At 57.7% G+C, this 18,743-nt stretch carries 35 protein-coding genes; 19 read left to right on the top strand and 16 right to left on the bottom strand.

Going from position 1 to position 18,743, the window contains the following annotated elements; genetic code table 11:
* Positions 1-351 precede the first annotated feature (351 nt).
* The 14 genes from RHM69_RS29535 to RHM69_RS29470 form a co-directional block, all read right to left on the bottom strand.
* A complete protein-coding gene (locus RHM69_RS29535) occupies positions 352-1,032 on the bottom strand; it encodes a hypothetical protein (RefSeq protein WP_322255384.1) in 681 nt (226 codons plus the stop codon).
* Positions 1,029-1,610, bottom strand: a complete 582-nt coding sequence (locus RHM69_RS29530; protein WP_322255382.1) for a recombination protein NinG — start codon at positions 1,608-1,610, stop codon at positions 1,029-1,031. Before RHM69_RS29530 ends, RHM69_RS29535 begins: the two co-directional genes overlap by 4 nt.
* A complete protein-coding gene (locus RHM69_RS29525; RefSeq protein ID WP_322255381.1) occupies positions 1,607-1,876 on the bottom strand; it encodes a hypothetical protein in 270 nt (89 codons plus the stop codon). The genes RHM69_RS29530 and RHM69_RS29525 overlap by 4 nt, the downstream gene beginning before the upstream one ends.
* Entirely contained in the window at positions 1,869-2,288 is a 420-nt protein-coding gene (locus RHM69_RS29520) for a recombination protein NinB (RefSeq protein WP_322255380.1), read from the bottom strand. Before RHM69_RS29520 ends, RHM69_RS29525 begins: the two co-directional genes overlap by 8 nt.
* The gene (locus RHM69_RS29515; RefSeq protein ID WP_322255378.1) at positions 2,285-2,407 is read right to left on the bottom strand and encodes a hypothetical protein; all 123 of its coding nucleotides are present in this window, start codon (positions 2,405-2,407) and stop codon (positions 2,285-2,287) included. Before RHM69_RS29515 ends, RHM69_RS29520 begins: the two co-directional genes overlap by 4 nt.
* Positions 2,404-2,898 carry a hypothetical protein gene (locus RHM69_RS29510; protein WP_322255377.1) on the bottom strand — a complete coding sequence of 165 codons (495 nt, stop codon included), beginning with the start codon at positions 2,896-2,898 and terminating at the stop codon, positions 2,404-2,406. Before RHM69_RS29510 ends, RHM69_RS29515 begins: the two co-directional genes overlap by 4 nt.
* Complete coding sequence (locus tag RHM69_RS29505) at positions 2,895-3,272, bottom strand: phage protein NinX family protein (RefSeq protein ID WP_322255375.1); 378 nt, start codon at positions 3,270-3,272, stop codon at positions 2,895-2,897. Before RHM69_RS29505 ends, RHM69_RS29510 begins: the two co-directional genes overlap by 4 nt.
* Entirely contained in the window at positions 3,269-3,487 is a 219-nt protein-coding gene (locus RHM69_RS29500; RefSeq protein ID WP_322255374.1) for a TraR/DksA C4-type zinc finger protein, read from the bottom strand. The genes RHM69_RS29505 and RHM69_RS29500 overlap by 4 nt, the downstream gene beginning before the upstream one ends.
* A complete protein-coding gene (locus tag RHM69_RS29495) occupies positions 3,484-4,239 on the bottom strand; it encodes a replication protein P (protein WP_322255373.1) in 756 nt (251 codons plus the stop codon). The genes RHM69_RS29500 and RHM69_RS29495 overlap by 4 nt, the downstream gene beginning before the upstream one ends.
* A complete protein-coding gene (locus RHM69_RS29490) occupies positions 4,236-4,979 on the bottom strand; it encodes a helix-turn-helix domain-containing protein (RefSeq protein WP_322255371.1) in 744 nt (247 codons plus the stop codon). The genes RHM69_RS29495 and RHM69_RS29490 overlap by 4 nt, the downstream gene beginning before the upstream one ends.
* On the bottom strand, positions 4,976-5,779 hold the full coding sequence (locus RHM69_RS29485) for a phage antirepressor protein (RefSeq protein WP_322255369.1): 804 nt from the start codon (positions 5,777-5,779) through the stop codon (positions 4,976-4,978). The genes RHM69_RS29490 and RHM69_RS29485 overlap by 4 nt, the downstream gene beginning before the upstream one ends.
* An 87-nt stretch (positions 5,780-5,866) precedes the next feature.
* Complete coding sequence (locus RHM69_RS29480; protein ID WP_322255367.1) at positions 5,867-6,112, bottom strand: hypothetical protein; 246 nt, start codon at positions 6,110-6,112, stop codon at positions 5,867-5,869.
* Between the two features lie 19 nt (positions 6,113-6,131).
* A complete protein-coding gene (locus RHM69_RS29475; protein WP_040267807.1) occupies positions 6,132-6,326 on the bottom strand; it encodes a hypothetical protein in 195 nt (64 codons plus the stop codon).
* Positions 6,327-6,355: 29 nt separating this feature from the next.
* Entirely contained in the window at positions 6,356-6,595 is a 240-nt protein-coding gene (locus tag RHM69_RS29470) for a hypothetical protein (RefSeq protein WP_057978881.1), read from the bottom strand.
* Between the two features lie 83 nt (positions 6,596-6,678).
* Here RHM69_RS29470 and RHM69_RS29465 point away from each other — a divergent pair, with 83 nt between their 5' ends.
* Positions 6,679-7,416, top strand: a complete 738-nt coding sequence (locus RHM69_RS29465) for a S24 family peptidase (protein ID WP_322255366.1) — start codon at positions 6,679-6,681, stop codon at positions 7,414-7,416.
* A 50-nt stretch (positions 7,417-7,466) separates the two neighbouring features.
* Here RHM69_RS29465 and RHM69_RS29460 read toward each other — a convergent pair whose 3' ends face one another.
* Positions 7,467-8,318, bottom strand: a complete 852-nt coding sequence (locus RHM69_RS29460; protein ID WP_322255365.1) for a hypothetical protein — start codon at positions 8,316-8,318, stop codon at positions 7,467-7,469.
* A 472-nt stretch (positions 8,319-8,790) separates the two neighbouring features.
* Here RHM69_RS29460 and RHM69_RS29455 point away from each other — a divergent pair, with 472 nt between their 5' ends.
* The 15 genes from RHM69_RS29455 (at position 8,791) to RHM69_RS29385 (ending at position 16,119) form a co-directional block, all read left to right on the top strand.
* Positions 8,791-9,045 (top strand): hypothetical protein, encoded by a 255-nt coding sequence (locus RHM69_RS29455; RefSeq protein WP_322255363.1) that lies wholly within the window; start codon positions 8,791-8,793, stop codon positions 9,043-9,045.
* A 63-nt stretch (positions 9,046-9,108) separates the two neighbouring features.
* Entirely contained in the window at positions 9,109-9,636 is a 528-nt protein-coding gene (locus tag RHM69_RS29450) for an HNH endonuclease (RefSeq protein ID WP_322255361.1), read from the top strand.
* A 501-nt stretch (positions 9,637-10,137) separates the two neighbouring features.
* Positions 10,138-10,452: a hypothetical protein gene (locus RHM69_RS29445; RefSeq protein ID WP_322255360.1), complete on the top strand. Its 315-nt coding sequence runs from the start codon at positions 10,138-10,140 to the stop codon at positions 10,450-10,452.
* 21 nt (positions 10,453-10,473) lie between these two features.
* The gene (locus RHM69_RS29440) at positions 10,474-10,710 is read left to right on the top strand and encodes a DUF551 domain-containing protein (RefSeq protein WP_322255359.1); all 237 of its coding nucleotides are present in this window, start codon (positions 10,474-10,476) and stop codon (positions 10,708-10,710) included.
* An 18-nt stretch (positions 10,711-10,728) separates the two neighbouring features.
* Positions 10,729-11,016, top strand: a complete 288-nt coding sequence (locus RHM69_RS29435) for a hypothetical protein (protein ID WP_322255356.1) — start codon at positions 10,729-10,731, stop codon at positions 11,014-11,016.
* Entirely contained in the window at positions 11,013-11,246 is a 234-nt protein-coding gene (locus tag RHM69_RS29430; protein WP_322255355.1) for a hypothetical protein, read from the top strand. Before RHM69_RS29435 ends, RHM69_RS29430 begins: the two co-directional genes overlap by 4 nt.
* A complete protein-coding gene (locus RHM69_RS29425; protein WP_289345607.1) occupies positions 11,243-11,392 on the top strand; it encodes a hypothetical protein in 150 nt (49 codons plus the stop codon). The genes RHM69_RS29430 and RHM69_RS29425 overlap by 4 nt, the downstream gene beginning before the upstream one ends.
* A 125-nt stretch (positions 11,393-11,517) precedes the next feature.
* Positions 11,518-11,853, top strand: a complete 336-nt coding sequence (locus RHM69_RS29420; RefSeq protein WP_322255353.1) for a hypothetical protein — start codon at positions 11,518-11,520, stop codon at positions 11,851-11,853.
* Between the two features lie 43 nt (positions 11,854-11,896).
* On the top strand, positions 11,897-12,628 hold the full coding sequence (locus tag RHM69_RS29415) for a hypothetical protein (protein WP_322255351.1): 732 nt from the start codon (positions 11,897-11,899) through the stop codon (positions 12,626-12,628).
* Positions 12,625-13,188 carry a siphovirus Gp157 family protein gene (locus RHM69_RS29410; protein ID WP_322255350.1) on the top strand — a complete coding sequence of 188 codons (564 nt, stop codon included), beginning with the start codon at positions 12,625-12,627 and terminating at the stop codon, positions 13,186-13,188. The genes RHM69_RS29415 and RHM69_RS29410 overlap by 4 nt, the downstream gene beginning before the upstream one ends.
* Before the next feature lie 7 nt (positions 13,189-13,195).
* Positions 13,196-13,438, top strand: coding sequence for a hypothetical protein (locus RHM69_RS29405; RefSeq protein WP_322255349.1), 243 nt, complete (start codon positions 13,196-13,198; stop codon positions 13,436-13,438).
* A complete protein-coding gene (locus RHM69_RS29400; protein WP_322255347.1) occupies positions 13,435-13,905 on the top strand; it encodes a hypothetical protein in 471 nt (156 codons plus the stop codon). Before RHM69_RS29405 ends, RHM69_RS29400 begins: the two co-directional genes overlap by 4 nt.
* 69 nt (positions 13,906-13,974) lie before the next feature.
* Positions 13,975-14,286: a hypothetical protein gene (locus tag RHM69_RS29395; protein WP_106118499.1), complete on the top strand. Its 312-nt coding sequence runs from the start codon at positions 13,975-13,977 to the stop codon at positions 14,284-14,286.
* Positions 14,287-14,343: 57 nt separating this feature from the next.
* Complete coding sequence (locus RHM69_RS29390; protein WP_106118498.1) at positions 14,344-15,057, top strand: hypothetical protein; 714 nt, start codon at positions 14,344-14,346, stop codon at positions 15,055-15,057.
* Between the two features lie 84 nt (positions 15,058-15,141).
* Positions 15,142-16,119, top strand: coding sequence for a phosphoadenosine phosphosulfate reductase family protein (locus tag RHM69_RS29385; protein ID WP_322255345.1), 978 nt, complete (start codon positions 15,142-15,144; stop codon positions 16,117-16,119).
* 36 nt (positions 16,120-16,155) lie between these two features.
* Here the strand turns inward: RHM69_RS29385 and RHM69_RS29380 are convergent, their stop codons facing one another.
* Positions 16,156-17,166, bottom strand: a complete 1,011-nt coding sequence (locus RHM69_RS29380; RefSeq protein WP_274358459.1) for a ParA family protein — start codon at positions 17,164-17,166, stop codon at positions 16,156-16,158.
* Between the two features lie 102 nt (positions 17,167-17,268).
* Here RHM69_RS29380 and RHM69_RS29375 point away from each other — a divergent pair, with 102 nt between their 5' ends.
* From RHM69_RS29375 to RHM69_RS29365, 3 genes are all read left to right on the top strand, one after another.
* Entirely contained in the window at positions 17,269-17,580 is a 312-nt protein-coding gene (locus tag RHM69_RS29375; protein WP_322255344.1) for a DUF4406 domain-containing protein, read from the top strand.
* On the top strand, positions 17,577-18,149 hold the full coding sequence (locus RHM69_RS29370; RefSeq protein WP_322255343.1) for a hypothetical protein: 573 nt from the start codon (positions 17,577-17,579) through the stop codon (positions 18,147-18,149). The genes RHM69_RS29375 and RHM69_RS29370 overlap by 4 nt, the downstream gene beginning before the upstream one ends.
* Before the next feature lie 80 nt (positions 18,150-18,229).
* Positions 18,230-18,622, top strand: coding sequence for a hypothetical protein (locus RHM69_RS29365; RefSeq protein WP_322255342.1), 393 nt, complete (start codon positions 18,230-18,232; stop codon positions 18,620-18,622).
* Positions 18,623-18,743: the final 121 nt, after the last annotated feature.

Raw genomic sequence — 18,743 nt, 5'->3', positions numbered from 1 at the left:
GATTTTGGCCTTCTTACCCCGCTGCGCCGCCTCTATCCGCTTCCTGTTCGTCAGGCCAGCATTTTGCCTCGGGCTTCCTTCAGATTCGCAGTCACCCGCGACACCCTTGCCTCTGGCTAACACTTCCCCTTGCCGGGTGTGTAGAGGACTTTCACCTCCCAGTCACCAGCGTGGCCACCACAGCCAAGCTGGTTGCGCTTGCGCGCAACGCGCCATGCCTGGCGCACCAATAAAAAACCCGGCGCAGTGGCCGGGTTCTTGTTAGTCACTCCTACACACGCAGGAATGACAGGATGGGTGAATAATGCGACATGGCGACATGATATTGCAAGCCCTTTTGAGGGACTATTTTCATGCGGCCTCCCCAGACAGAACCCCTACGGCCTCAAGCATGTGCTGTGCATCGACCAAAGCCTCGTCCACCATCGACTCCAGTGCGCCCTTGATGCTCTTGTTCCAGCGCTGATAGGTGCGCTCGGTCAGGCCCTGGGTATCCCAGTTCGTCATGTCGTAGTTCGACTCGGCAAGGACGATCATCTCTCCCGGCTTCGTCTCGGCCAATGACCTGGCGTGCTTATTGGCTCGCGCAATATCTGCGTCGGCCGCTTTATTGCGCCAATCCCACTGGCCCTCATCCTTGTTTTCGCGATGCTTTGGAGCTTTGACTTCGACCACTGCACGCCGGATGCCCTTCGACTGCTGCGGCACAGCCCAGACCAGCACCGCCTGCTGAGTGAAGCGCAGCGGCGCCGGTGAGGACACGACCGCAACAAGACGGCCGATGGAATCGATCTTGCGCCCCCGGTGGGTGCTGTACTTAGCCACCAATGCATTCCAGTGCCGCGGGGAAAGCTGGGCGTGCAGAAGTTTGTGCACGATGCAGTCAGCGAGCAGTGCCGCATCCTTGCCGGTGATCTCGCCTTTAAGCTTGCTGGTCTGCACCCGCGGCTCGACGTTGCACCCACCTGCGCTGTTGATCGTCTCCGCTGCAAGAGCGCGGACGACTGCAGAAATGACGTTTTGGTAGTTCATGCTGCAGCCCTCTTGAGCTCTCTGGTCTTTGCCCGGTATTCGGCGGTCATCGCCTTCAGTTGCTCGATGGTGTACTTCTTGGGCTCATGCGGCCCTTCCAGCCACTCCACGGCCTCGGCGCCGATACGCTTCACCAGCTCAATGCGGTAATTCACGATGTCGCCCGACTTGTGGTTGTTGCATGGAGCGCATTGCTTGTGGACATTCAGCGGCTCGAATCTGATGGCTGGGTTTGCCGCAACAGTCCGATAGTGCCCAGCGTGATATTGGCCGTCATGGTGGCGACCACAGCTCACGCAAGGCAGATCGGCGTCACGTAGGCGCACCCATTCGTTGAAGGCCTGCTGAGTGTCCTTGGCATGATCCGCCCTGCTCTTCAGCTTCTCCTTTCGGACCTTGATGTCCTTGCGCTCGATGTCGGCCAGGGCCTTGCGTGCCTTTGGCGCATGCCTCGGCCCGTCGATCAGCGCGCACGCTGGACTGCACACCGCCTGGCCCATGCGCGAGGGCACGAATGAGGCCCTGCACGCAGCGACGCGGCATTTCTTCGGCTTGGCCGGCTTCCGTTCGATGGTCATACAGCCTCCTTGGCTTTCTGCTGCTCATGGGTGAAGTCGCCGCGCAAGGGCATCAGGTTCTTTTCGTGCTTTACCGCGTGCATGTATCTGAACTTGCACAGCCATCCGCCAACCCCGGCAGCCGGCCTGAACTCGTAAACCTTGCCCGTGGTGGGCGACACGATCAGGTCGCCAGGCATTACGAATCGCACCAGTTCTGCGGTCTCGCCCAAATACCCGCCCGAGATGACAAGAGCCAGATCGCCCGGCTTGAAGTTGTTAGTCATAGCGGCCACCCCAGTGATCTTTTTGCGTCCAGCGCACCTGGTGCTCGGAGCCGAAAGCAAAAACCCATTCGATCAACTCCCCGCACTGCTTCACAGTGAGCTTGCTTGTGCGCTCGTAGATGACGTCGAAGCCGTTCCCGTCTACCGCAGGTATCATCTGCGGTTGATCGCCCGACTCACGCAGCCAGGCGGCCGTCAGCAGGCGCTTCCAGATCAGGACGTCCCACTTTTTCCCGGCGTGCTCCACCTGGGCTGCGATGTCGGCCAGGGCTGCGTGAAGGGCCTTGTTCTGCTCCCCGCTGCGGTCCACTTCGGTGATGGCGAGCTTCTTGGGCTTGGTGATATCCATTCCAGCGATATGCCCAATCACCCGGGCACGGTCTGATTCATTACGGATCTGCAGGTTGGTCATTGGGTAACCCCCGCATAAATCGCCATCCACACCGCCAGTACAAGGCCGATGAGGATTGACGAGAGAAGGACAGGGAAGGCGCAGTAGGCGAAGCCTTCAAGGGCTTTTGAGGTCTTCATGACGGCTCTCCCTTGCCCATGGCGGCCAGCTTGCGGCGGATGCGCGCCGTCGGACCTTCAGGGCTTGGCCCAATGAACTCTTCGGGAGTTGGCGGCACTGGCTCGCCGGCGAGAATTTTCAATCGGCGAATCTCGGCGCACAACTCATGGTGAGACCGAACCAGTTCCAGCGTTCCCTGCCCATGGCAGAAGCTCAACAAGCGATAGGATTCGGAATCCTTGCGCAACGCATCGGCCTCTTCGTGGCGGCGCTCAGCAAGCGATGCAAACTCCTCGCCATACGCACGCAGCTTTTCGCACTCAGCTCTCAACTCAGCATTCACCCGCTCGTAGGCTTCGTAGCCGGTGCGTAGGCCGGCTACTTCGGCGCGGAGACGGTCGCGCTCGGCCAGGAGCGCCTGGGCGATGGAATGGAACTGACGGCGGGACAACTCGCTTTCCATCGCCATGCTGAATGGCATTCCGATTGCGGCTCTAGTGATTTCGCTCATACAAGCTCCTTTGGCACGCTTACGGCCTCGCCCAGGACCGAGGCAACGATGGCGCGGCAGGCGGCAATCAGCGGGGTGCAGCCCTTGTAGCCCAAGGGGTGCCCCCATTCAGTGGCTGCATTCCAAGGGCCGTTTTTGTTCTCGAGTGGAGCGCCGATGTCGAGCTTGTACTTCTCGATCAGCGGGCCGCCGCATCTCCAATCCGTTGATGGATGGAAAGTGCACCCCATATCACCAATTGATAGCCATGCAGCGCCAAGCAGTGGTGGAGTTGGTGCGCGGACAGAAACCGCAACGCCTTCAGCCTTCGCAACAGCCCAATCCAGCGCCGCGCCCGACAGGTCTGGCGTCTTAACTTCAACAAATTCGCTCATAACCGCCGTACTCCCTTCTTAGCCAGAGCCTCACGCTCAGCACAAGGCGTGCAAAGCGTCACCCCCGGAATAGCCACACGACGGCCCTCCGGGATCAACTCACCGCACCCCACGCACTCTGTGGCGCTGATACCGGTGTAGCGAGGGATCTGGGAAAGGGACCGATTCAGGGCTTCTTCGATTACATCGTCAGCCTGGTCGCAAATATCACTCATGTTCGTTTCTCCGCGCCGCACACCAGCTCGCGCTTGATGTTCATTTTTGCCAGCAGCAACTCGCGGGCGGACTTGCCGTCGGCCGGGATGCCTTGCTGAATGATTTTTGCCTGGACCTGCTGGTCGGCGAGTTCGTTGGCGAGTTCGAAGGCGGTCTTCTGGCTGTCGTGGCCGATCCCGGTGAGGATCTTCCCGTTCAGCGGCTGGCCTTCCTGGGCGCGTCGGATCACCACGGCGTAGTTGTGGTCGAAGCGCTGACGTAGGCCCTTGTCTTCCTGCTTTGCGGTGCGCAGGTCGAATATTCCAGTCTCGTTGGCCGCGACGCGCACACCTTCATGGCTGTAGACGCCCATCAATGCCTCCACCCATGCGTCAGCGCTCGCTGGCAAGCCGAACGCCTCAGGGCCGGGCGTGCACCAGCCTATGAACTGGCCGACGCTTGGGGCGAACGGTGAGCCGCTTTTCCGGCACTGCTCGATTCCATAACGGATCTGCTCCAGCGTGCGGATGCCGGCGGCCATGAAACCCATTGTCCAGTTGCGCATCGCGGCGGCTTTGGCCTTGTCGTCGGGCCAGGCCTGCTTGTGCGCCGGGAATATGGCCTGCAACTGCCGAAACAGGCGCTCGACCACTTCGCCGGTGGCGTCATCCACAACGCCAAGCTGGGTGCCGATTTGCGCCGGGGCCTGATAAGGGGTGGCGGTGGCCAGGGCCCGTGCTGCACCTGGGATCATCTGAGTGACTGTTTTCATAGGTCATCACTCGTATCGGTGCGCCACGACTGATCGTAGTAGTCCGGGCCGTTGCTGACAGTTTTGCGGCCCGTCACAACCTTGTCAGGGAACAGGCCCGTCCAGCCATTGCTGATGGACTGGTTGATCACAGCGTCAGCGTCGTGGTGACCTGCCAGGGTCTTGGCTTGCTTGGCGCAGGTGGTGGCGGTCAGCGGTTTCTTGATCTCTCGGCGGTGCTGGCACCATTCAGCCCACGTTGATTCGCTGACATTGAAAGGTCGTGCAATCAGAGGATCAAACTTTGAGACCTTGCGCGAAGCGGACGGGGAAGCCTTGGCTGAGCCGCGCTTTTCACCCTCAGATGTACTGTTGCTCTTTGTATTACTCTCCTGCGCCTTTTCCGAATAGGGGTCACCGCCTTTCCCGAATAGGGTCGAAGCGTTTTCCGAATAGGTATTCGACTTTCCGAATAGGTCGGTCAGGCGCACGCGACGCTCTACAACCTGACGCCCATCGCGGATCAATTCGACCCGCAACAGGCCCTTGCCGGTCAGAGAGCTGATGATTTCAGAGACGCGTGAGTTCGACAGGCCAAAGAACCTGCCGAAGTGGTTATTACTGGCGTAGCAGCCCCGTACAGGATCTTGCAGGCTACCGATCTCGACCATCATCACCTTTTCAGTGATCGACAGTGATCGGTCCAGCCAGACCTCAGCAGGAATCCACACGCCTTTAAACTGGCGCGGTACATCGCTCATGCCGCACCCCGCATAGCCTTGTCGTGGGCGAACAGACCGTCCCAGGTCTTCTTCATGGGCAGCTCGCCGGCCAGGTACAGGTCGTACAGGCGTGCGGCGCCCTTCTTCAGCAGGATGGGTGTGTAGGAGATGAACGGTTCTTTGCCGTGCGGGGTGACTTCGACCTGGTGCTCGGTCATGTACTTATCGCGGGCGTACGAGCCAACACGGTGACGGGTGCCAGACTTGCTCTCGTTGTAGAGCCAACTGCGCCCTTCCAGGTAATTACCCACCTGCATGACGTTTACCCCATTGAGGCCCTTGCAGAATTGCGTGTGGGTCATGCCTTCCTTGAACAGGTTCTCTAAGGAATGGATCTTGGTTGCCTGCTGCTCGACCTGGGCAGTGAGCATCAAGCGGGCCTTTTCAGACTCCATGGCGATCTGCAGGATTTCGATAGTGGAAAGCTGCTTAGGCCCCTCCAGATCTTTGATCTTTTTCAGGACCGTTCGGCGAACAGCCTTGGACTCACGCATTCCCACCAGGGTGCATTGGTCCAGGGTAAGGTCGTACGAGGCCATCATTACCCCGCTTTGGGGGTGTGCAATAAAACTGCATACCCCCAGCTCGCCGGATAACTCGTCCTCTACGCGAATAATGAACTGGTCGTTTCTGACCTTTGACTCGCCTGCACGGGTGCGGGCATCGTTTACAAGGTCGCGAAGATCTACGGATGACATTGTCCGCGCCACGTTTTGCGATTGCAGAAAACGTGGCGCGGGATTATTGAGGGCCTGTACATCAGTGTTCGACGTATGCATAATCAGCTCCACGTTGAAACGTTATTTGCAAGCGCTGTAAAAAGAGCCGGGATTGCGCCCCGGCTTTTTTGTGCCTGCGATTTGGGTTTATTGGCTGGGGTCTTCATCAGGCCCTCCTTTTTCAGGCCCTATTCCGGGCTTCGGCGGTTCTCGCCTTGTTGTTGGCAGATGCCGGATCTTTCCGGCGCCTCTTGGCCTGGTCTTCTCGAAAAAACGCTCTGCTCCAAGCTTTGCGGCGTATTCGTCGGGCGTCATGCCCGCATCCTTCGCCAAACGTTCAAGCTTCTCGTAGAGGCGCCCATCGATCCCGTGGCTGATCGTGGTTTCAGGCACATAGCCTCCTTCAGGGCCTTCAGGCCTGCATGTGTTTACCGGTAGCATTCGGTTCAACGATGCTTTCCAACTTCTCCTCGACGCACATGCGCACAAACACGGCCAACTGCAGCTTGTGCAGGCGGGCCACGGCCTTTAACGCTTCGTAGGTTTCATCGTCATAGCGGGACTTGATCTCCCGGTCTTTCAGGTGGCGTGTGTCGTCGTATGCCATTGGTGAGGCTCCTTGGTTGTTCGAAAGGGTTATGCAGCTGATTTCTTTGGGTGTGCCTCGGCGAGCAGCCAGGCAGGCTCGAACGGCTTGCCGTTGGCGGCAGCCAGTTCTGCAATTTTCTTGGCGTATTGGGTTTCGCCGGTGTACTCGGTGCGCGGCAGCGCGTCGGCAACAAGCCATTTGTAGATAGCGCGCGGGGTCTTCCCGCAGGCCATCGCCACGGAAGGAACACCACCAGCATCATCAATCGATTTCTTGAGCGGCCGCATATGGCCTCCGAGTCAAATATGAACTTACGGTACATCTTATGTCGGAACTGAAAGTACATGCAAGCGCGTGAGAACATGAACCCATGGTTCAAATAGAAGAAATCCGCAATTCTTTCGTAGCGCGCTTAAAGCAGTCCCTCGCCGAGGCCGGGATTCCTGAGTGGGGCGCGGGTGTGCGCCTGGCAAAAATGGCGAAAGTGACACCGAAGGCCTGCAGCAAATGGCTTAACGGTGAGTCGATGCCGGGCGGGGCCAAGATGCTCGCCCTGGCCACAGCTCTTAACGTGCGGGTGGAGTGGCTGGAATATGGTCGTGGCGAAATGCGCGAATCTGCGCGTCCGGCGATTGTTGAGGGTCGCACTCCCCCGCGCAGCTTCGACCTGAACGATGAATCCGGCTACACGGGCGTCCTGCAACTGACGGCACGCGGATCAACCGGCGACGGAGACGACAACCCGCACGTCGAGATCCGCGGTGTCATGGCGTTTAAGTCGGCCTGGCTTCGCGCAAATAACCTCAACCAGAAGAACCTGGACGTGATCTATGCGAACGGGCACAGCATGGAGCCGACAATCAATGACGGCGACGTGCTGCTGGTTGACGAATCGCGGGTCGAACCGAGGGACGGCCAGATATTCGCCATGCAGAGCGAGTCAAAAGGTACGATCGTGAAGCGCCTGGTCAAATCAGACTTCGATGGCTGGATCATTCGCAGCGACAACCCGGACAAGGCGCGCTATGGCGACGAGACGCTACGTGACGGAGAAATAAACGAGGTGCGCATTATTGGGCGTGTGGTTTGGCGGGGTGGAATGCTTTGATATCAAATTCCTAAATATTTAGCCCGGCGCAACACCGGGCCATCCTCTGCCTATATCGACTTGAACAGGATTGTCTGCCGGCTCGCTCCAAGCACTGCCTTGTAGGAAGACATGCCTATCAGCTCCAGCGGTCCTTGCGATACCGAAGACCAGAGCTGTCCTTCCAGCGCTTCCTTGTCAGTGATAATTGTGATCGCTGGAAAAGCGCCGGGGTTTGTCATGCTGATAAGCAGAACTCTCCCGCCAACAACCTGTGCGATTCTGTAATCACCATCGCTCACCCATATGAATTTTCCCTTGTGCTTGGATACTCCCGACTCCTGAAGAAAGGACATTAGGTTGTTGAAGCTCATTTGGTTTTTTCCGATGAGCATGGGCTGTACCCCGGTCCGACCAACCACTTCTGAGATTAACTGTTCGTCCTTCGCTCGGTCTTTGTCTGCGAGACCGCGAACATGGGCAACGTGCTCTCCGCGCTTCTTCCTGCAAAGATCCGGGATTGCTTCTATCTGATAATTGGAGATCTTGACGCGCTGGCTACCCCCGAACAACGCTGGCGGACTGACCGCCTCTAGCGTTGCAATCGAGGCCCTGAACAGCGCTTCGCTATCGAAATCAACCGGCCCCCTCAAAAACCCCGCTCCGCCCATGATGAGCGACCAGCGTTTATCGGCTGCCCTGTATGGCTCTGTACTCATTGGTCGTATCGAATAATGGATATCGCCCTCGATACATGATGCCGAAATATCTATAGCTACCCCAGCCGACGGGGAGGTGGCTCGCACGCCGACGCCTCCATAATCTGAAATATCCTTATAGGTGAAATCACTTTGCGTGACCTGGGGCGCACTCGCACAACCACCTATAGAGACCAATATAGATAGGGCAATTATCCGTTTCATTTCCTGCTCCTGCTCTGGGGTGGGCCGATTGTAGCAGCCCTCATTCCCCCTTTCTCGACCCCCACTGAGCGGTTTTTTTGCGCCCCGACAAAAATATGTACTTTTGGTACTTGACCAATATGAACCATTGGTACATATTCACCCCATCGAGTCACCCAACAGGGACTCGCCAGGGCCTCACAGCCCGCCGCTCTTTAGTCGCACAGCTTCACCCTTGCCGGATCACCACCGGCCCAGATTCAAAGGCAGCGATGAACCGGCCTCAACGGTCCAGAGGGTTGGCAACTGACCCGGGCGTGCAGCGTAAAGCGCCAAGAACAGTTATCCAGCGGGAGAACAAGCCGAAAGGCCCGCGGCTGGAAGAACATTTGATTCAAGCCGGTGACCGACGCCAGTAGCGGGTCACGGCGGAAAGCATCACTGAGCAGCCTTCTCGCGAGGGCTGCTTGGGATGACAACCGGAGGAAGTGAAATGCCGAAGTACATGCTCGACTACATCAGGCTTTGCTGGGAATGCAGCCTTGACCTGCGCACCGTCGGCAACATGCGCAGCATCGTGCTCCCAACGCTGCAGCGTGAGGCGACAGCACTTCGCGCCGCAGTGAGCGAGTTCGCCGGAGCCTTCCCTGAGCTTGAGCAAGACGCCGAACTGCTGGAGTCAGCCATACGGGCCGGAATCCAGCGCTGCACGCCTCAGCCGCATCAGCAAGAGCTGTTCGCAGCATGACGGACCTATTCACTGATGCCCATCCAGAGCGGTGGGCAGCGGGAAAACAACCGGAGTCTACTTATGACCTCAATGACTTCGCTCCTTACGCTGGAGCGGCTTAAGCAGGCAATTGTCTACGACCCAGAAACAGGGGCCATGCGCCACAAAGGTCGTCAGGGCGTGCGCGATGGATCATCTGCTGGAGCCCTTGATGCTGAGGGGTATCTGGTGATTCGTATCGACGCTATTAAGCACCGTGCAAATCGACTTGCTTGGCTCTATATGACCGGCGAGCAGCCTGAAGGCCAGATCGACCATATCAACGGCATCAGGTCGGATGATCGGTTCTGCAACCTGCGGCTGGTCTCAAACAAGCAGAACGGCAGAAACCAGCGCAAACAAAGCGGCAACAAGAGCGGCGTCACCGGCGTTTGCTGGCATAAGCGCTACTCGAAATGGCTCGCTCAGATCCGAGTAGATGGCAAATACATATACCTTGGCATGTTCAGCAATATTGAAGACGCAGCGACAGCACGAAAGGCCGCAGAGGTAGAGCACGGTTTTCACGAAAACCACGGAAGAACATCAGCTCAGTACCGGCACCTGTAGCAAACACGACAGCCTGTCGTTAACTGCCCGAGTGCCTCTCACTGAGTAGCCGCGACGGCCATAGAGTGAGACCGCATCGGACTGACACTTTGCACGGAGCCTGCCGTAACCACTCGGAAGCGTAGCCGTGATCACGGAGTGTCAGCCCGATGCGGACGAAAATGCGGCCTATAACCGCCCACCTGCATCACCGCAACAAGCAGATGAATGCCCAGGCTGATGGGCAAGTGTAAGACCTGAGGGATCGCGGGAATCGTGGCCGGTAGAGTGAGTAAGCGCCCAGATGGCCACGGCGAGTCCAAGAATAAGCGGCTGAAACCTTCGCCCCGGTGAAACTCCGGTGTCACTAAGGCCGCTAATAGCCATGCCGGGATCAGCTCCGGCCATCTGCCCCCCCTTCCCCACCTCTATTACGTCAGCACTCCTCCCCCGCGCCCATCGGCAACCAGCGGGAGGCATGAGTGTTGACGAATACAGGTGAGCCAACGAATGGAGAGAGTCATGAGCAAATACACGGAGGCAATCACGGAGGCGGTTAAAGCTCTGGAGTCAGCCGAAAAGTCCTACCAGGCCGCAACCGATCGGCTCGCTACTGTTCGTGGGCACGCTGGGCAATCTGGCTACTCGGTCAGCGTCAATGGCGTAACTGTGGCGGTGTCCACCTGTGACAGCCGCAACAACTACCAAGGAACGCTGATTCGCGGACGGGAAATGATTCACCTGGGTGCACTGAAGGCGCTTGGTGCTGAACTCCAAACCGCTGCCGACCGTGTTCGGGAGTGCCGAGCTTATTTGGCATCAATCGTTATCTCCTAACCCCAAATACTGGAGGTCTCCATGAGCAATTGGATCAAGTGCAGCGACAGACTGCCCGATTACAACGAAAAAGTTCTGGTCTGCTTTGTGACGGTCCTCGGCACCCAGCAGCTCACCACTGCGGAGCTCAACCACCAGAAGCGGTGTGCATCCCCTGAAAGCCTCGACTACGACGACATCTGGTACGTCGCAGTTGGCTGGGGGCACAAGATCAAGCCGACCCACTGGCAGCCATTACCGCAACCACCCACCGAATAACCAAGCCTGGAGGCAACCATGGAACACGAAATAGTTGTTGAGGGGTTTGTCCTCCAGGTGGAGGTGACCCATTGCGTGAATGAGCCGCCTTGCCCGGCCAGCTGGAACAGCGACTGGGACGCCCAGGGCTGCCGCGAGCTGGAATTCAAACTGGTGTCGGGCATCTGCTACGACGAGGACGGCGTCCGGATGGACGTGCCGGACTATCAACTGCCGGTGCTGGCTCACCAGTACGGCCCACAGATCACGTTGGCGCTGTGGCATGAGATTGACAGCCGCAAGCGCCGGCAACGGTGGGCAGCATGAGCCGTAACCACAGGGTTGCCCTGGAAATCATCGACTCACGCTTCACCAAGTTGCAGGCCGGTGATTCATCGGCTCAGCTCCACGCTGAAACGAGCATGGCCGTTGAAATGGCCCACTCGCTCGGCGCCATCGACACACAAGAACACAGCCACTACGTCCAGCGCCTGCACCGTCTCTACGAAATGCAGGCCGAAGCGTTCCTGGCTGACATTCGGAGGGCTGCACCGTGAACACCATGACCCTGGCATTTACCCACGCTTCCTGGCTGGGCGCCCTGTCGCTGGCCTATGACGCTGGTATCGAAAACGTCCACGCCTGGAGCCGCCGGGCCTGCCTGTGTGGTGAGTGGACCGTGGCTTACGAAGTTAAGGCATGACCACCCACCAGCAGCACAGGCGCCGCGCCATCCGCTGGGCCTTCTTCATCACCGGCCTGATCTTCTACACCGTCCTGTTCCTGGGCCCCGCTATCGGCGGGCTCATTACTCAATAGGTGACCACCATGAACAAGCACACGCCCGGCCCGTGGGAAGTAATAAATTCAACAGGCGTTTTTTCTGCTCTTGGCGCTGATAGCGGCGATGGAACGAAAGCCGACTCAAGCGATGGTTGGAATATTTGCGATTGCTCTATCGGAGTAACTTCGGTCGACGGCGAGCATATCGAGCTAGGGTTTGCTGTTCAAAAGGCCAACGCCAAGCTGATCGCTATGTCTCCCCAGCTTCTTTTGGCCCTTATAGATGCCGCAACAATATTTCGCGGCCTGGTTGATGCCGTCCCGTCTCTGCGTGAACGCGTCGAGGCATACGACAACCTGATAAACAAAGCCACCCAATAACCCCCTTCACAGCGCCCCTCTCCGGTGGCGCGGAGAGATAGTCATGTCCGATAAAAACATGCAGATCTGGAGCAAGGTCGATAAAACCGACACCAGATTTACCAAAAAAGCCAAGGTCAACGGCCAAGACATCACCAGCCTGAGCGGTACTGCGATGGTCATGAAGGCCACCGAACTGTTTGGCCCTGTGGGCATTGGCTGGGGCTGGCGGATTGTCGAAGAACGCTTCGATGAAGGTCATGAAATTTTCATCGGCGAAGGCGACAAGCGCGCCTGCATCGGTCGCGAGATCGGGCACACGGTGAAAATTGCCCTTTGGTTCATGCAGGACGACAAGCGCGGAGAGATTGAGCAATACGGCTGCACCCGCTACCAGTACAAGACCAGCTACGGCATGACGACCGACGGCGAAGCGCCGAAGAAGTCGCTGACAGATGCCATCAAGAAGGCGCTGTCCATGCTCGGCTTCAGCGCGGACGTGTTCCTTGGCCTGTTCGATGACCAGGACTACGTGCAGCAGCTCCAGGCGGAGCAGGCAATCGAGCAGGCAGAGGACCGGGATGCTGAGATCGAGCGCCAGAAGCAGGAGCGCCTGGACTACATCAAGTCGGTGGTCGAGACCATGCAGGGCGCTCAGTCGATGCAGGAGCTGAAAAAGCTCCACGACCATGCAGTTCGCCGGCTTACCGCGCGAAACGACGACACCGCCATCAAGCGCATAGCCAAAGAGCTTCGCGATCTCACCCCTAAATTCACTCAGGAGTCAGCAGCATGACGCAACTCTACGCACTGACCGGAAAACTCGCCGAACTCCAGGCCATGGCCGACACCGATGATGAGGGCCTGAAAGAGGCCTTGCAGAACGCCATGGACGAGGTTCAAGGCGACTTCAACATCAAGGCTGACAATATCGTCATGTTGCGTCGCAATATCGAAAGCGACGTGACGGCCATCGACAACGAAATCGAGCGCTTGGCCGAACTCAAGCGGATCAAATCCAATAGCGTGTCGCAGATCAGTGACTACCTGCGCCGCAACATGGAAGCCGCCAACATCAAGTCGATCAAGCGCCCACTCTTCACCATCACCCTGGCAATGGGAAGTGAACGGGTGATCGTAGACAACGAAGATGCAGTGCCAGACGAATTGACGTCTGTGAAATCAAGCATCACCCCGGATAAAAAGGCCATTGCCGCCAAGCTCAAGGAAATCCGCGATCACAACGAGGCGGTGCGCAAGCGTATGGCCGCTGGCGAAGATGCGGAACACGAACTTATCCCCGAACCGGGCTGGGCGCACCTTGAGCGCGGCGACAGTTCCATCCGCATCAAGTGAGGCCAGCATGATCAGTAACCACCTCAGCCTGGTAGAGCAGCACCGCCAGGACGCTTACTCGATATCGGAGCGCACGGCGCAGTTCTTGGCTGCTGGAGGGATAGTCGCGCAGTTGCCAAGCCCGCCACGCAAACCGCTACCACCGCCCCGCTCCACCAAGATCGATCCCGAAACCATACTCAAGCGCCGCAAGCCGCCCATCACCCGGGCCGAGCGTAACGCGCTGCGCAAACTTGCGGAGGCATTATGAGCAAGCGCAAGCCGCACAACCTCAAAGCCCGCATTGACCGGTCTTGCCGTTCGCTGCTCGCCGCTAACCACGTCGCCGTGGTGAACATCGATCCAAGCGGCCGCCAGGGCATGATCAACTACAAATCGCTGAAGAACATCCCTCCCGGTAAGATCGGCCAAGCCGTTTGCGGTATCCCCCACCGCTGGACGATCTACCTGAGCGCGCTTTGCATCGACGCCCGCGGCGACCGCTACAGCAAGTCGGTGGAGATTGCGCCCGAGGGCATCTACCTATCTGACCATCTGGAAGACGTGATCGAGCATTGCTACATGAAGCTGCGCGACGAGGCCAATCAAGGCCAGATAGTGGCTTCGGGCTGGATCGCCATTCCTGAAGCGATGTCGCTGGATGAGGCGCACGCTGCGCGGATCTTCGAAGCGGTCGGCGCCTGGCACCAGGTGAAGGTCGATTCATGCGCCGCATAGCCCGCCCCCAGCAACGCAAACGTCAAACCTGGCTCGCACTGCCGGCCAGCGGAATAGAAGAGGTAGGACATGGCTGCCGCGCAGAAAGAACGATCAGCAAAGACTGCGGCGAGGCGAAAGACTCGCGGCGAGGAAGAATTGCGACTCCACACCATGGCCGGCACCCGCCAAGCCTTGGCTGACCTGATGGCCTGGAACGGAATCGAGGAACAGGGCGAGGCCATGACCTTGATGATTCACCACCTGCACGGCCTTGGCCCAGCAGGATCGGCGCAGTTCCTATCGCCACCACGACACGAATACGTGATTCCTGAAAACGTGTCGGCAAAACTGCAGCTCGCATACAACCGCGAAGCTCTTCGCATCTGCCACGACGAATAACCCACCCTACTCGCTGCATCCGGTAACCGGAGGGCGGCGCCTGACTGGAGATAATTCATGAAAGAGCATGAAAGTACCGCACTCGCCGCCCGGGTCGCGGAAGACCTGGCCAAACACCAATACACTCAACTGGTGAACGAAAACGGCGTCGAGGTTTGGCGCTGCGCACGGCCAGGCAGTAGCTGCTACGGTTTCGACATCTGCGTTACCCGCTTCGGCATGAGCATGATGGGCGATATCGGCCCGCTCGTTTTCCACGTCGGCGCCAGCTACGGCATCAACTTCTTGCGCCATCAGAGCGACGGCTATCTGCATGAGAAGCTGGACGGCGACATCAAGCGCGCGGTGATCGACTTCGACGCGATCCGCGACACTGTGTGCGAGTGCGTAGCCGGCCGAATTGAGCATGAGCTGCCGGACGATGAAGTTCCTGAATGGATCACCGACATCCCGAACAAGGGCGCCACCCTGGAGCAGGCTGAACAACTGGTCGAGTGGATGCGCGAGCGCGAGCAAGCGCAAGACGAGCGCCTTCCTTTCGCCGACCTGGCCGACGTAGTTGAGGAGGTCGAGGGCTTCGCCGATGGCCGGGAAAGCGAGACGGTCCTGGCCTACGATTTTCTCCTGGGTAACGAAGAACTGATCGGTGGCAGAGACCTTTGGGAATCGACGATCAGCAAGCCGTGCCCAAATCTGATGGCTCGCCTGTACTACGTGCGACACGCCGCAAACGCCATCATGGCAATCAAAGAAACCGCCAGCGCTGCCTGATCCGGCTCCATGCCGGTCACCCGTAATACCCCATATCAACGAATCACGCCAGCCGGCGAGGCAGGCGCGCACATGGAATTCAATATGACCGTCGAACACAACGTCATCAGCTATAGCGGCGGGAAAGACAGCACCGCAATGCTCCTGCTGGCCCTAGAGCAGGAGGTCGAACACCTTCAGGCAGTTTTCGCGGACACTGGCAACGAACATCCCTCGACCTATGAATACGTGAGGTACGTTGAGCAGGTCACTGGTGTTCCGATCCGCTGGATACGCGCAGACTTCACGAAGCAGATCGAAGGGCGTCGGCAGATGATGCGCAACGTCATCGCGGGCACACATAAGAACCAAGGGCGATACGAGTGGACCGCAGAGGTCGCCGAGCAAGCGCTCCAGTTACTTTACACAACGGGCAACCCGTTCCTCGATATGTGCATGGTTCACGGCCGGTTTCCTTCCACCAAAGTCGCTTTCTGCTCCAAAGAACTGAAGCGCGACCAACTGACGAAGCAAGTCCACCTTCCATTGCTCGATGCTGGTGACGACGTGCAATCCTGGCAGGGTGTCCGAGCCGACGAAGGTGCGAAGCGCGCGCTATTGCCGGCCTCTGAACATGTAATGACCAGGGACAATGGTGCCGAGCTGTGGAACTACAGGCCAATTCTTCCCTGGAGCGCTGAGCAGTGCTTCGAAATGCACCGAAAGCATGGGATAAGGTCAAACCCTTTGTACGAGATGGGTATGCGCAGGGTCGGGTGCATGCCGTGCATAAACGCGGGAAAGGATGAACTTCTGGAAATCAGCAAGCGATTTCCAGAAGAGCTTGAGCGGCTCGCAGAGTGGGAGCAGCTCATATCGAAGGTCAGTAAGACCAAGGTGGCCACCTTCTTTCCTGCATCGGACCTCGGTGCAAAGTCAGCAGCCGAGGCTGGCACTCTCTCCCATGGGATCCATGCCAGGGTTAAGTGGGCAGAAACCTCTCACGGCGGCCGCCAATATGACTTTATCCGCGCCGACCCGGCAGTAGCGCTTTGTAGCTCGATCTACGGCCTATGTGAGTGACCTGGTTGAAAGAATTGGACGGCAGGCATGACGACTCTAGTCTAGTACCTGGAGAAGTGTCTCGACCATCGGTTCAAAAAACCGAGTTGAGTTTCTGGCCCTGGAAATGTGAGCACCAGTCAACCCATCTCGTCCGTTGCAATCGAAAATAGGCTTCTTTGCTTCCTGCGAATACGGGACCAAGCTGTGAAGATTTGGAATACCGCCCAAATCAAAGCGACCATCGCCCCACCGAAACACTTGTCCAAGTGGATCAAGCCTCGCAACGATATTTCTCTGGACGGCATCCTCAATCTGCTCGCCGAAAAGATTCCATCCTCGGGTCATTCCTGCTTCATTATCACGCACGTTGTGTTGCTGTTTCACATAGCCTAAGAAGCAAGGTTTCCCACCGGGAAGTTCGAAATCAATGTAATCTTTATAGGTATTGCACTGATCCCAGCCGGACCGCCAGGTATTTAGCTTGCTACCGAGATTTTCTGTACCTCTAATAGAGAAAAGGTCAGGAGAAACCGGAGTGATGAAATAGTTACTAGCAGCCAACACTGCGCGATTTAACGAACCTAGATTCGGTCCTAGATCAAGTAACACCACATCAGCGGAAACAGCTTCAGCACACCAAAGAATGTAGCGATAAATTGCAGACTGAACCCTCAGCGACATCTGGTCGCCGCCTCGGGCCGCGCTCCAAGTATCACCAAGGCGGTCCTCATAAGAACTCAGCATCACGTCGCCCGGAACGAGATACAAATTTTCATATGCTCCGAATGCATGGTCTTTTACTAATCTAGTTGGACGGCGCTCCCTAATATCGCCCAAGCCAACGGAAACTCTTTCAATAGCATTCCATATACTATTACCTCGCTCTGAACGCCAGCTTCGTTCCAGTTCTTGATCCGATAGGCAATAGGAAGAAAGGTTACATTGGCTGTCCAGGTCTACCAAAAGCACGGTCTGGCCAGCTCGTTCTAATAAGTGGGCAATATGATAAATATAAGTAGTTTTACCCACTCCGCCTTTATTATTAAAAATACTAATTATCTGCATATGGAACCGTCCCTGAACTCGATAAATGCCTGATCGAAACTTTACTCGAGGATATCGCATGACTGCTAAAAATAGAAATTCAGAATCGTCGCAGGAGGCAGCATGAAGCGCATCTACCTCAGCGGCCCCATGACCGGCCTGCCCGGCCTCAACTTTGCCGCCTTCCACGCCATGACTACCAACCTGCGCGCCGGCGGACACACCATCACCAACCCCGCCGAACTCAACCCCGACGGCGGCACCTGGAACGACTGCATGCTCCGCGACATTGCCGCCCTGATGGACTGCGACACCGTGGCCACCCTGCCCGGCTGGGAGCATTCAAAGGGCGCAAAGCTGGAAGTGCTGATCGCCGAGAAGCTCGGCATGACCGTTGTGGATGCCCATGATCTGGTAACAAGGGAGGCTGTATGAGCCACAACCAAACGATTGACGGCGTGTCGCGAAAGTCTCTTGAGCAAGCGCTGAAGCTGGCCGCAGTGTTCGATGATGGTGGCGATGGTGCGGACGCGGAAAGCGCTCGCGGTGTTGTCTGGATACTGCGCGCCCTGCTGGATGCCCCTGCCAAGCCTGCGGAAGGTCTTGAGGCAGATAACGTGAAGCTGGCCGCTGATCGAGCCGCGCTTTCGGCTGAGCTTGAAACGCTGCGTAAGTCGTACCGGAACGTTCTTGTGCTACTGGAAGCCGCCCAGCCCCAGGGCGAGCCGGTGGCGTGGGATATTCACTGGACGGATAACGGAGAGTTCTATTTCACACTGCGCAACCAGAGCCGCCTGTGGAAGTACGAGCAAGACCCGGACTTCAAGGTTGTCCCGCTCTACGCCGAGCATCCCGCGCCGGTAGCGGTGGTGGACGCGCTTAGCACCGGTTTCTACACGACTGAATCCGGCGGCGGAAAGTACGCCATTAATATCGGGTTCCGCTCCATGGCCGATATGCAGGCGGCCGACGCACAGCTGACCGAGTTGCTCAAATCCCGATAGGAGTACATCCGTACTCCACCCGCAAAACCTGTAACCCCTCCCCCTTCAAAGTCAGCCGCTATAGCGGCAAAGGAATCGCTATGCCTGAAGAAAATGTAAATGCCTGGACCGGCGAGGGTCTTCCGCCTGTTGGGACGGTATGCCAGTTCCAGGATCTTGGCTTCGACGAACAGTTTAAGGATGATCTCGAGGATGGTCATACGGTCAAGGTGATCGCTCATTACGAGGGGCCAGCCGGCGATATGGTCGCCGCCTTCACTTTTGATTATGACGGCGGGAACTCCCGCGATGTCGAATGCGCAACCAAGCGCCACTTACGCCCCATCCTGACGCCCGAGCAGATCGCAGCGAAAGAGCGTGAAGCTGCAATTGCAGAGATCGCCCAAGAAATATCCTCATGCCTGCCATACAGGCCGGACGCTCTGGCTAAGGCACTCCATGACGCGGGCTACCGAAAATCGGTGACATCATGAAAGGCCCAAGCGGAGTTATGACTGGGCGAATCGCGCTCGACACGCGAGTCCTTAACCACCTTCGCAGCGTGCAAGGCTCCACTGCCTGGGCAATGTGCGGAACAGTGGGGGCAACCCGCGA

The organism is Pseudomonas sp. CCI1.1 (assembly GCF_034348165.1).
Lineage (GTDB): Bacteria > Pseudomonadota > Gammaproteobacteria > Pseudomonadales > Pseudomonadaceae > Aquipseudomonas > Aquipseudomonas paracarnis.
This window is presented reverse-complemented; position numbering and strand designations above follow the sequence as displayed.

Coding starts and splice junctions, on each gene's coding strand:
- RHM69_RS29535 (WP_322255384.1), bottom strand. CDS start 1,032: ATGAACTACCAAAACGTCATTTCTGCAGTCGTCCGCGCTCTTGCAGCG.
- RHM69_RS29530 (WP_322255382.1), bottom strand. CDS start 1,610: ATGACCATCGAACGGAAGCCGGCCAAGCCGAAGAAATGCCGCGTCGCT.
- RHM69_RS29525 (WP_322255381.1), bottom strand. CDS start 1,876: ATGACTAACAACTTCAAGCCGGGCGATCTGGCTCTTGTCATCTCGGGC.
- RHM69_RS29520 (WP_322255380.1), bottom strand. CDS start 2,288: ATGACCAACCTGCAGATCCGTAATGAATCAGACCGTGCCCGGGTGATT.
- RHM69_RS29515 (WP_322255378.1), bottom strand. CDS start 2,407: ATGAAGACCTCAAAAGCCCTTGAAGGCTTCGCCTACTGCGCCTTCCCT.
- RHM69_RS29510 (WP_322255377.1), bottom strand. CDS start 2,898: ATGAGCGAAATCACTAGAGCCGCAATCGGAATGCCATTCAGCATGGCG.
- RHM69_RS29505 (WP_322255375.1), bottom strand. CDS start 3,272: ATGAGCGAATTTGTTGAAGTTAAGACGCCAGACCTGTCGGGCGCGGCG.
- RHM69_RS29500 (WP_322255374.1), bottom strand. CDS start 3,487: ATGAGTGATATTTGCGACCAGGCTGACGATGTAATCGAAGAAGCCCTG.
- RHM69_RS29495 (WP_322255373.1), bottom strand. CDS start 4,239: ATGAAAACAGTCACTCAGATGATCCCAGGTGCAGCACGGGCCCTGGCC.
- RHM69_RS29490 (WP_322255371.1), bottom strand. CDS start 4,979: ATGAGCGATGTACCGCGCCAGTTTAAAGGCGTGTGGATTCCTGCTGAG.
- RHM69_RS29485 (WP_322255369.1), bottom strand. CDS start 5,779: ATGCATACGTCGAACACTGATGTACAGGCCCTCAATAATCCCGCGCCA.
- RHM69_RS29475 (WP_040267807.1), bottom strand. CDS start 6,326: ATGGCATACGACGACACACGCCACCTGAAAGACCGGGAGATCAAGTCC.
- RHM69_RS29470 (WP_057978881.1), bottom strand. CDS start 6,595: ATGCGGCCGCTCAAGAAATCGATTGATGATGCTGGTGGTGTTCCTTCC.
- RHM69_RS29465 (WP_322255366.1), top strand. CDS start 6,679: ATGGTTCAAATAGAAGAAATCCGCAATTCTTTCGTAGCGCGCTTAAAG.
- RHM69_RS29460 (WP_322255365.1), bottom strand. CDS start 8,318: ATGAAACGGATAATTGCCCTATCTATATTGGTCTCTATAGGTGGTTGT.
- RHM69_RS29455 (WP_322255363.1), top strand. CDS start 8,791: ATGCCGAAGTACATGCTCGACTACATCAGGCTTTGCTGGGAATGCAGC.
- RHM69_RS29450 (WP_322255361.1), top strand. CDS start 9,109: ATGACCTCAATGACTTCGCTCCTTACGCTGGAGCGGCTTAAGCAGGCA.
- RHM69_RS29445 (WP_322255360.1), top strand. CDS start 10,138: ATGAGCAAATACACGGAGGCAATCACGGAGGCGGTTAAAGCTCTGGAG.
- RHM69_RS29440 (WP_322255359.1), top strand. CDS start 10,474: ATGAGCAATTGGATCAAGTGCAGCGACAGACTGCCCGATTACAACGAA.
- RHM69_RS29435 (WP_322255356.1), top strand. CDS start 10,729: ATGGAACACGAAATAGTTGTTGAGGGGTTTGTCCTCCAGGTGGAGGTG.
- RHM69_RS29430 (WP_322255355.1), top strand. CDS start 11,013: ATGAGCCGTAACCACAGGGTTGCCCTGGAAATCATCGACTCACGCTTC.
- RHM69_RS29420 (WP_322255353.1), top strand. CDS start 11,518: ATGAACAAGCACACGCCCGGCCCGTGGGAAGTAATAAATTCAACAGGC.
- RHM69_RS29415 (WP_322255351.1), top strand. CDS start 11,897: ATGTCCGATAAAAACATGCAGATCTGGAGCAAGGTCGATAAAACCGAC.
- RHM69_RS29410 (WP_322255350.1), top strand. CDS start 12,625: ATGACGCAACTCTACGCACTGACCGGAAAACTCGCCGAACTCCAGGCC.
- RHM69_RS29405 (WP_322255349.1), top strand. CDS start 13,196: ATGATCAGTAACCACCTCAGCCTGGTAGAGCAGCACCGCCAGGACGCT.
- RHM69_RS29400 (WP_322255347.1), top strand. CDS start 13,435: ATGAGCAAGCGCAAGCCGCACAACCTCAAAGCCCGCATTGACCGGTCT.
- RHM69_RS29395 (WP_106118499.1), top strand. CDS start 13,975: ATGGCTGCCGCGCAGAAAGAACGATCAGCAAAGACTGCGGCGAGGCGA.
- RHM69_RS29390 (WP_106118498.1), top strand. CDS start 14,344: ATGAAAGAGCATGAAAGTACCGCACTCGCCGCCCGGGTCGCGGAAGAC.
- RHM69_RS29385 (WP_322255345.1), top strand. CDS start 15,142: ATGACCGTCGAACACAACGTCATCAGCTATAGCGGCGGGAAAGACAGC.
- RHM69_RS29380 (WP_274358459.1), bottom strand. CDS start 17,166: ATGCAGATAATTAGTATTTTTAATAATAAAGGCGGAGTGGGTAAAACT.
- RHM69_RS29375 (WP_322255344.1), top strand. CDS start 17,269: ATGAAGCGCATCTACCTCAGCGGCCCCATGACCGGCCTGCCCGGCCTC.
- RHM69_RS29370 (WP_322255343.1), top strand. CDS start 17,577: ATGAGCCACAACCAAACGATTGACGGCGTGTCGCGAAAGTCTCTTGAG.
- RHM69_RS29365 (WP_322255342.1), top strand. CDS start 18,230: ATGCCTGAAGAAAATGTAAATGCCTGGACCGGCGAGGGTCTTCCGCCT.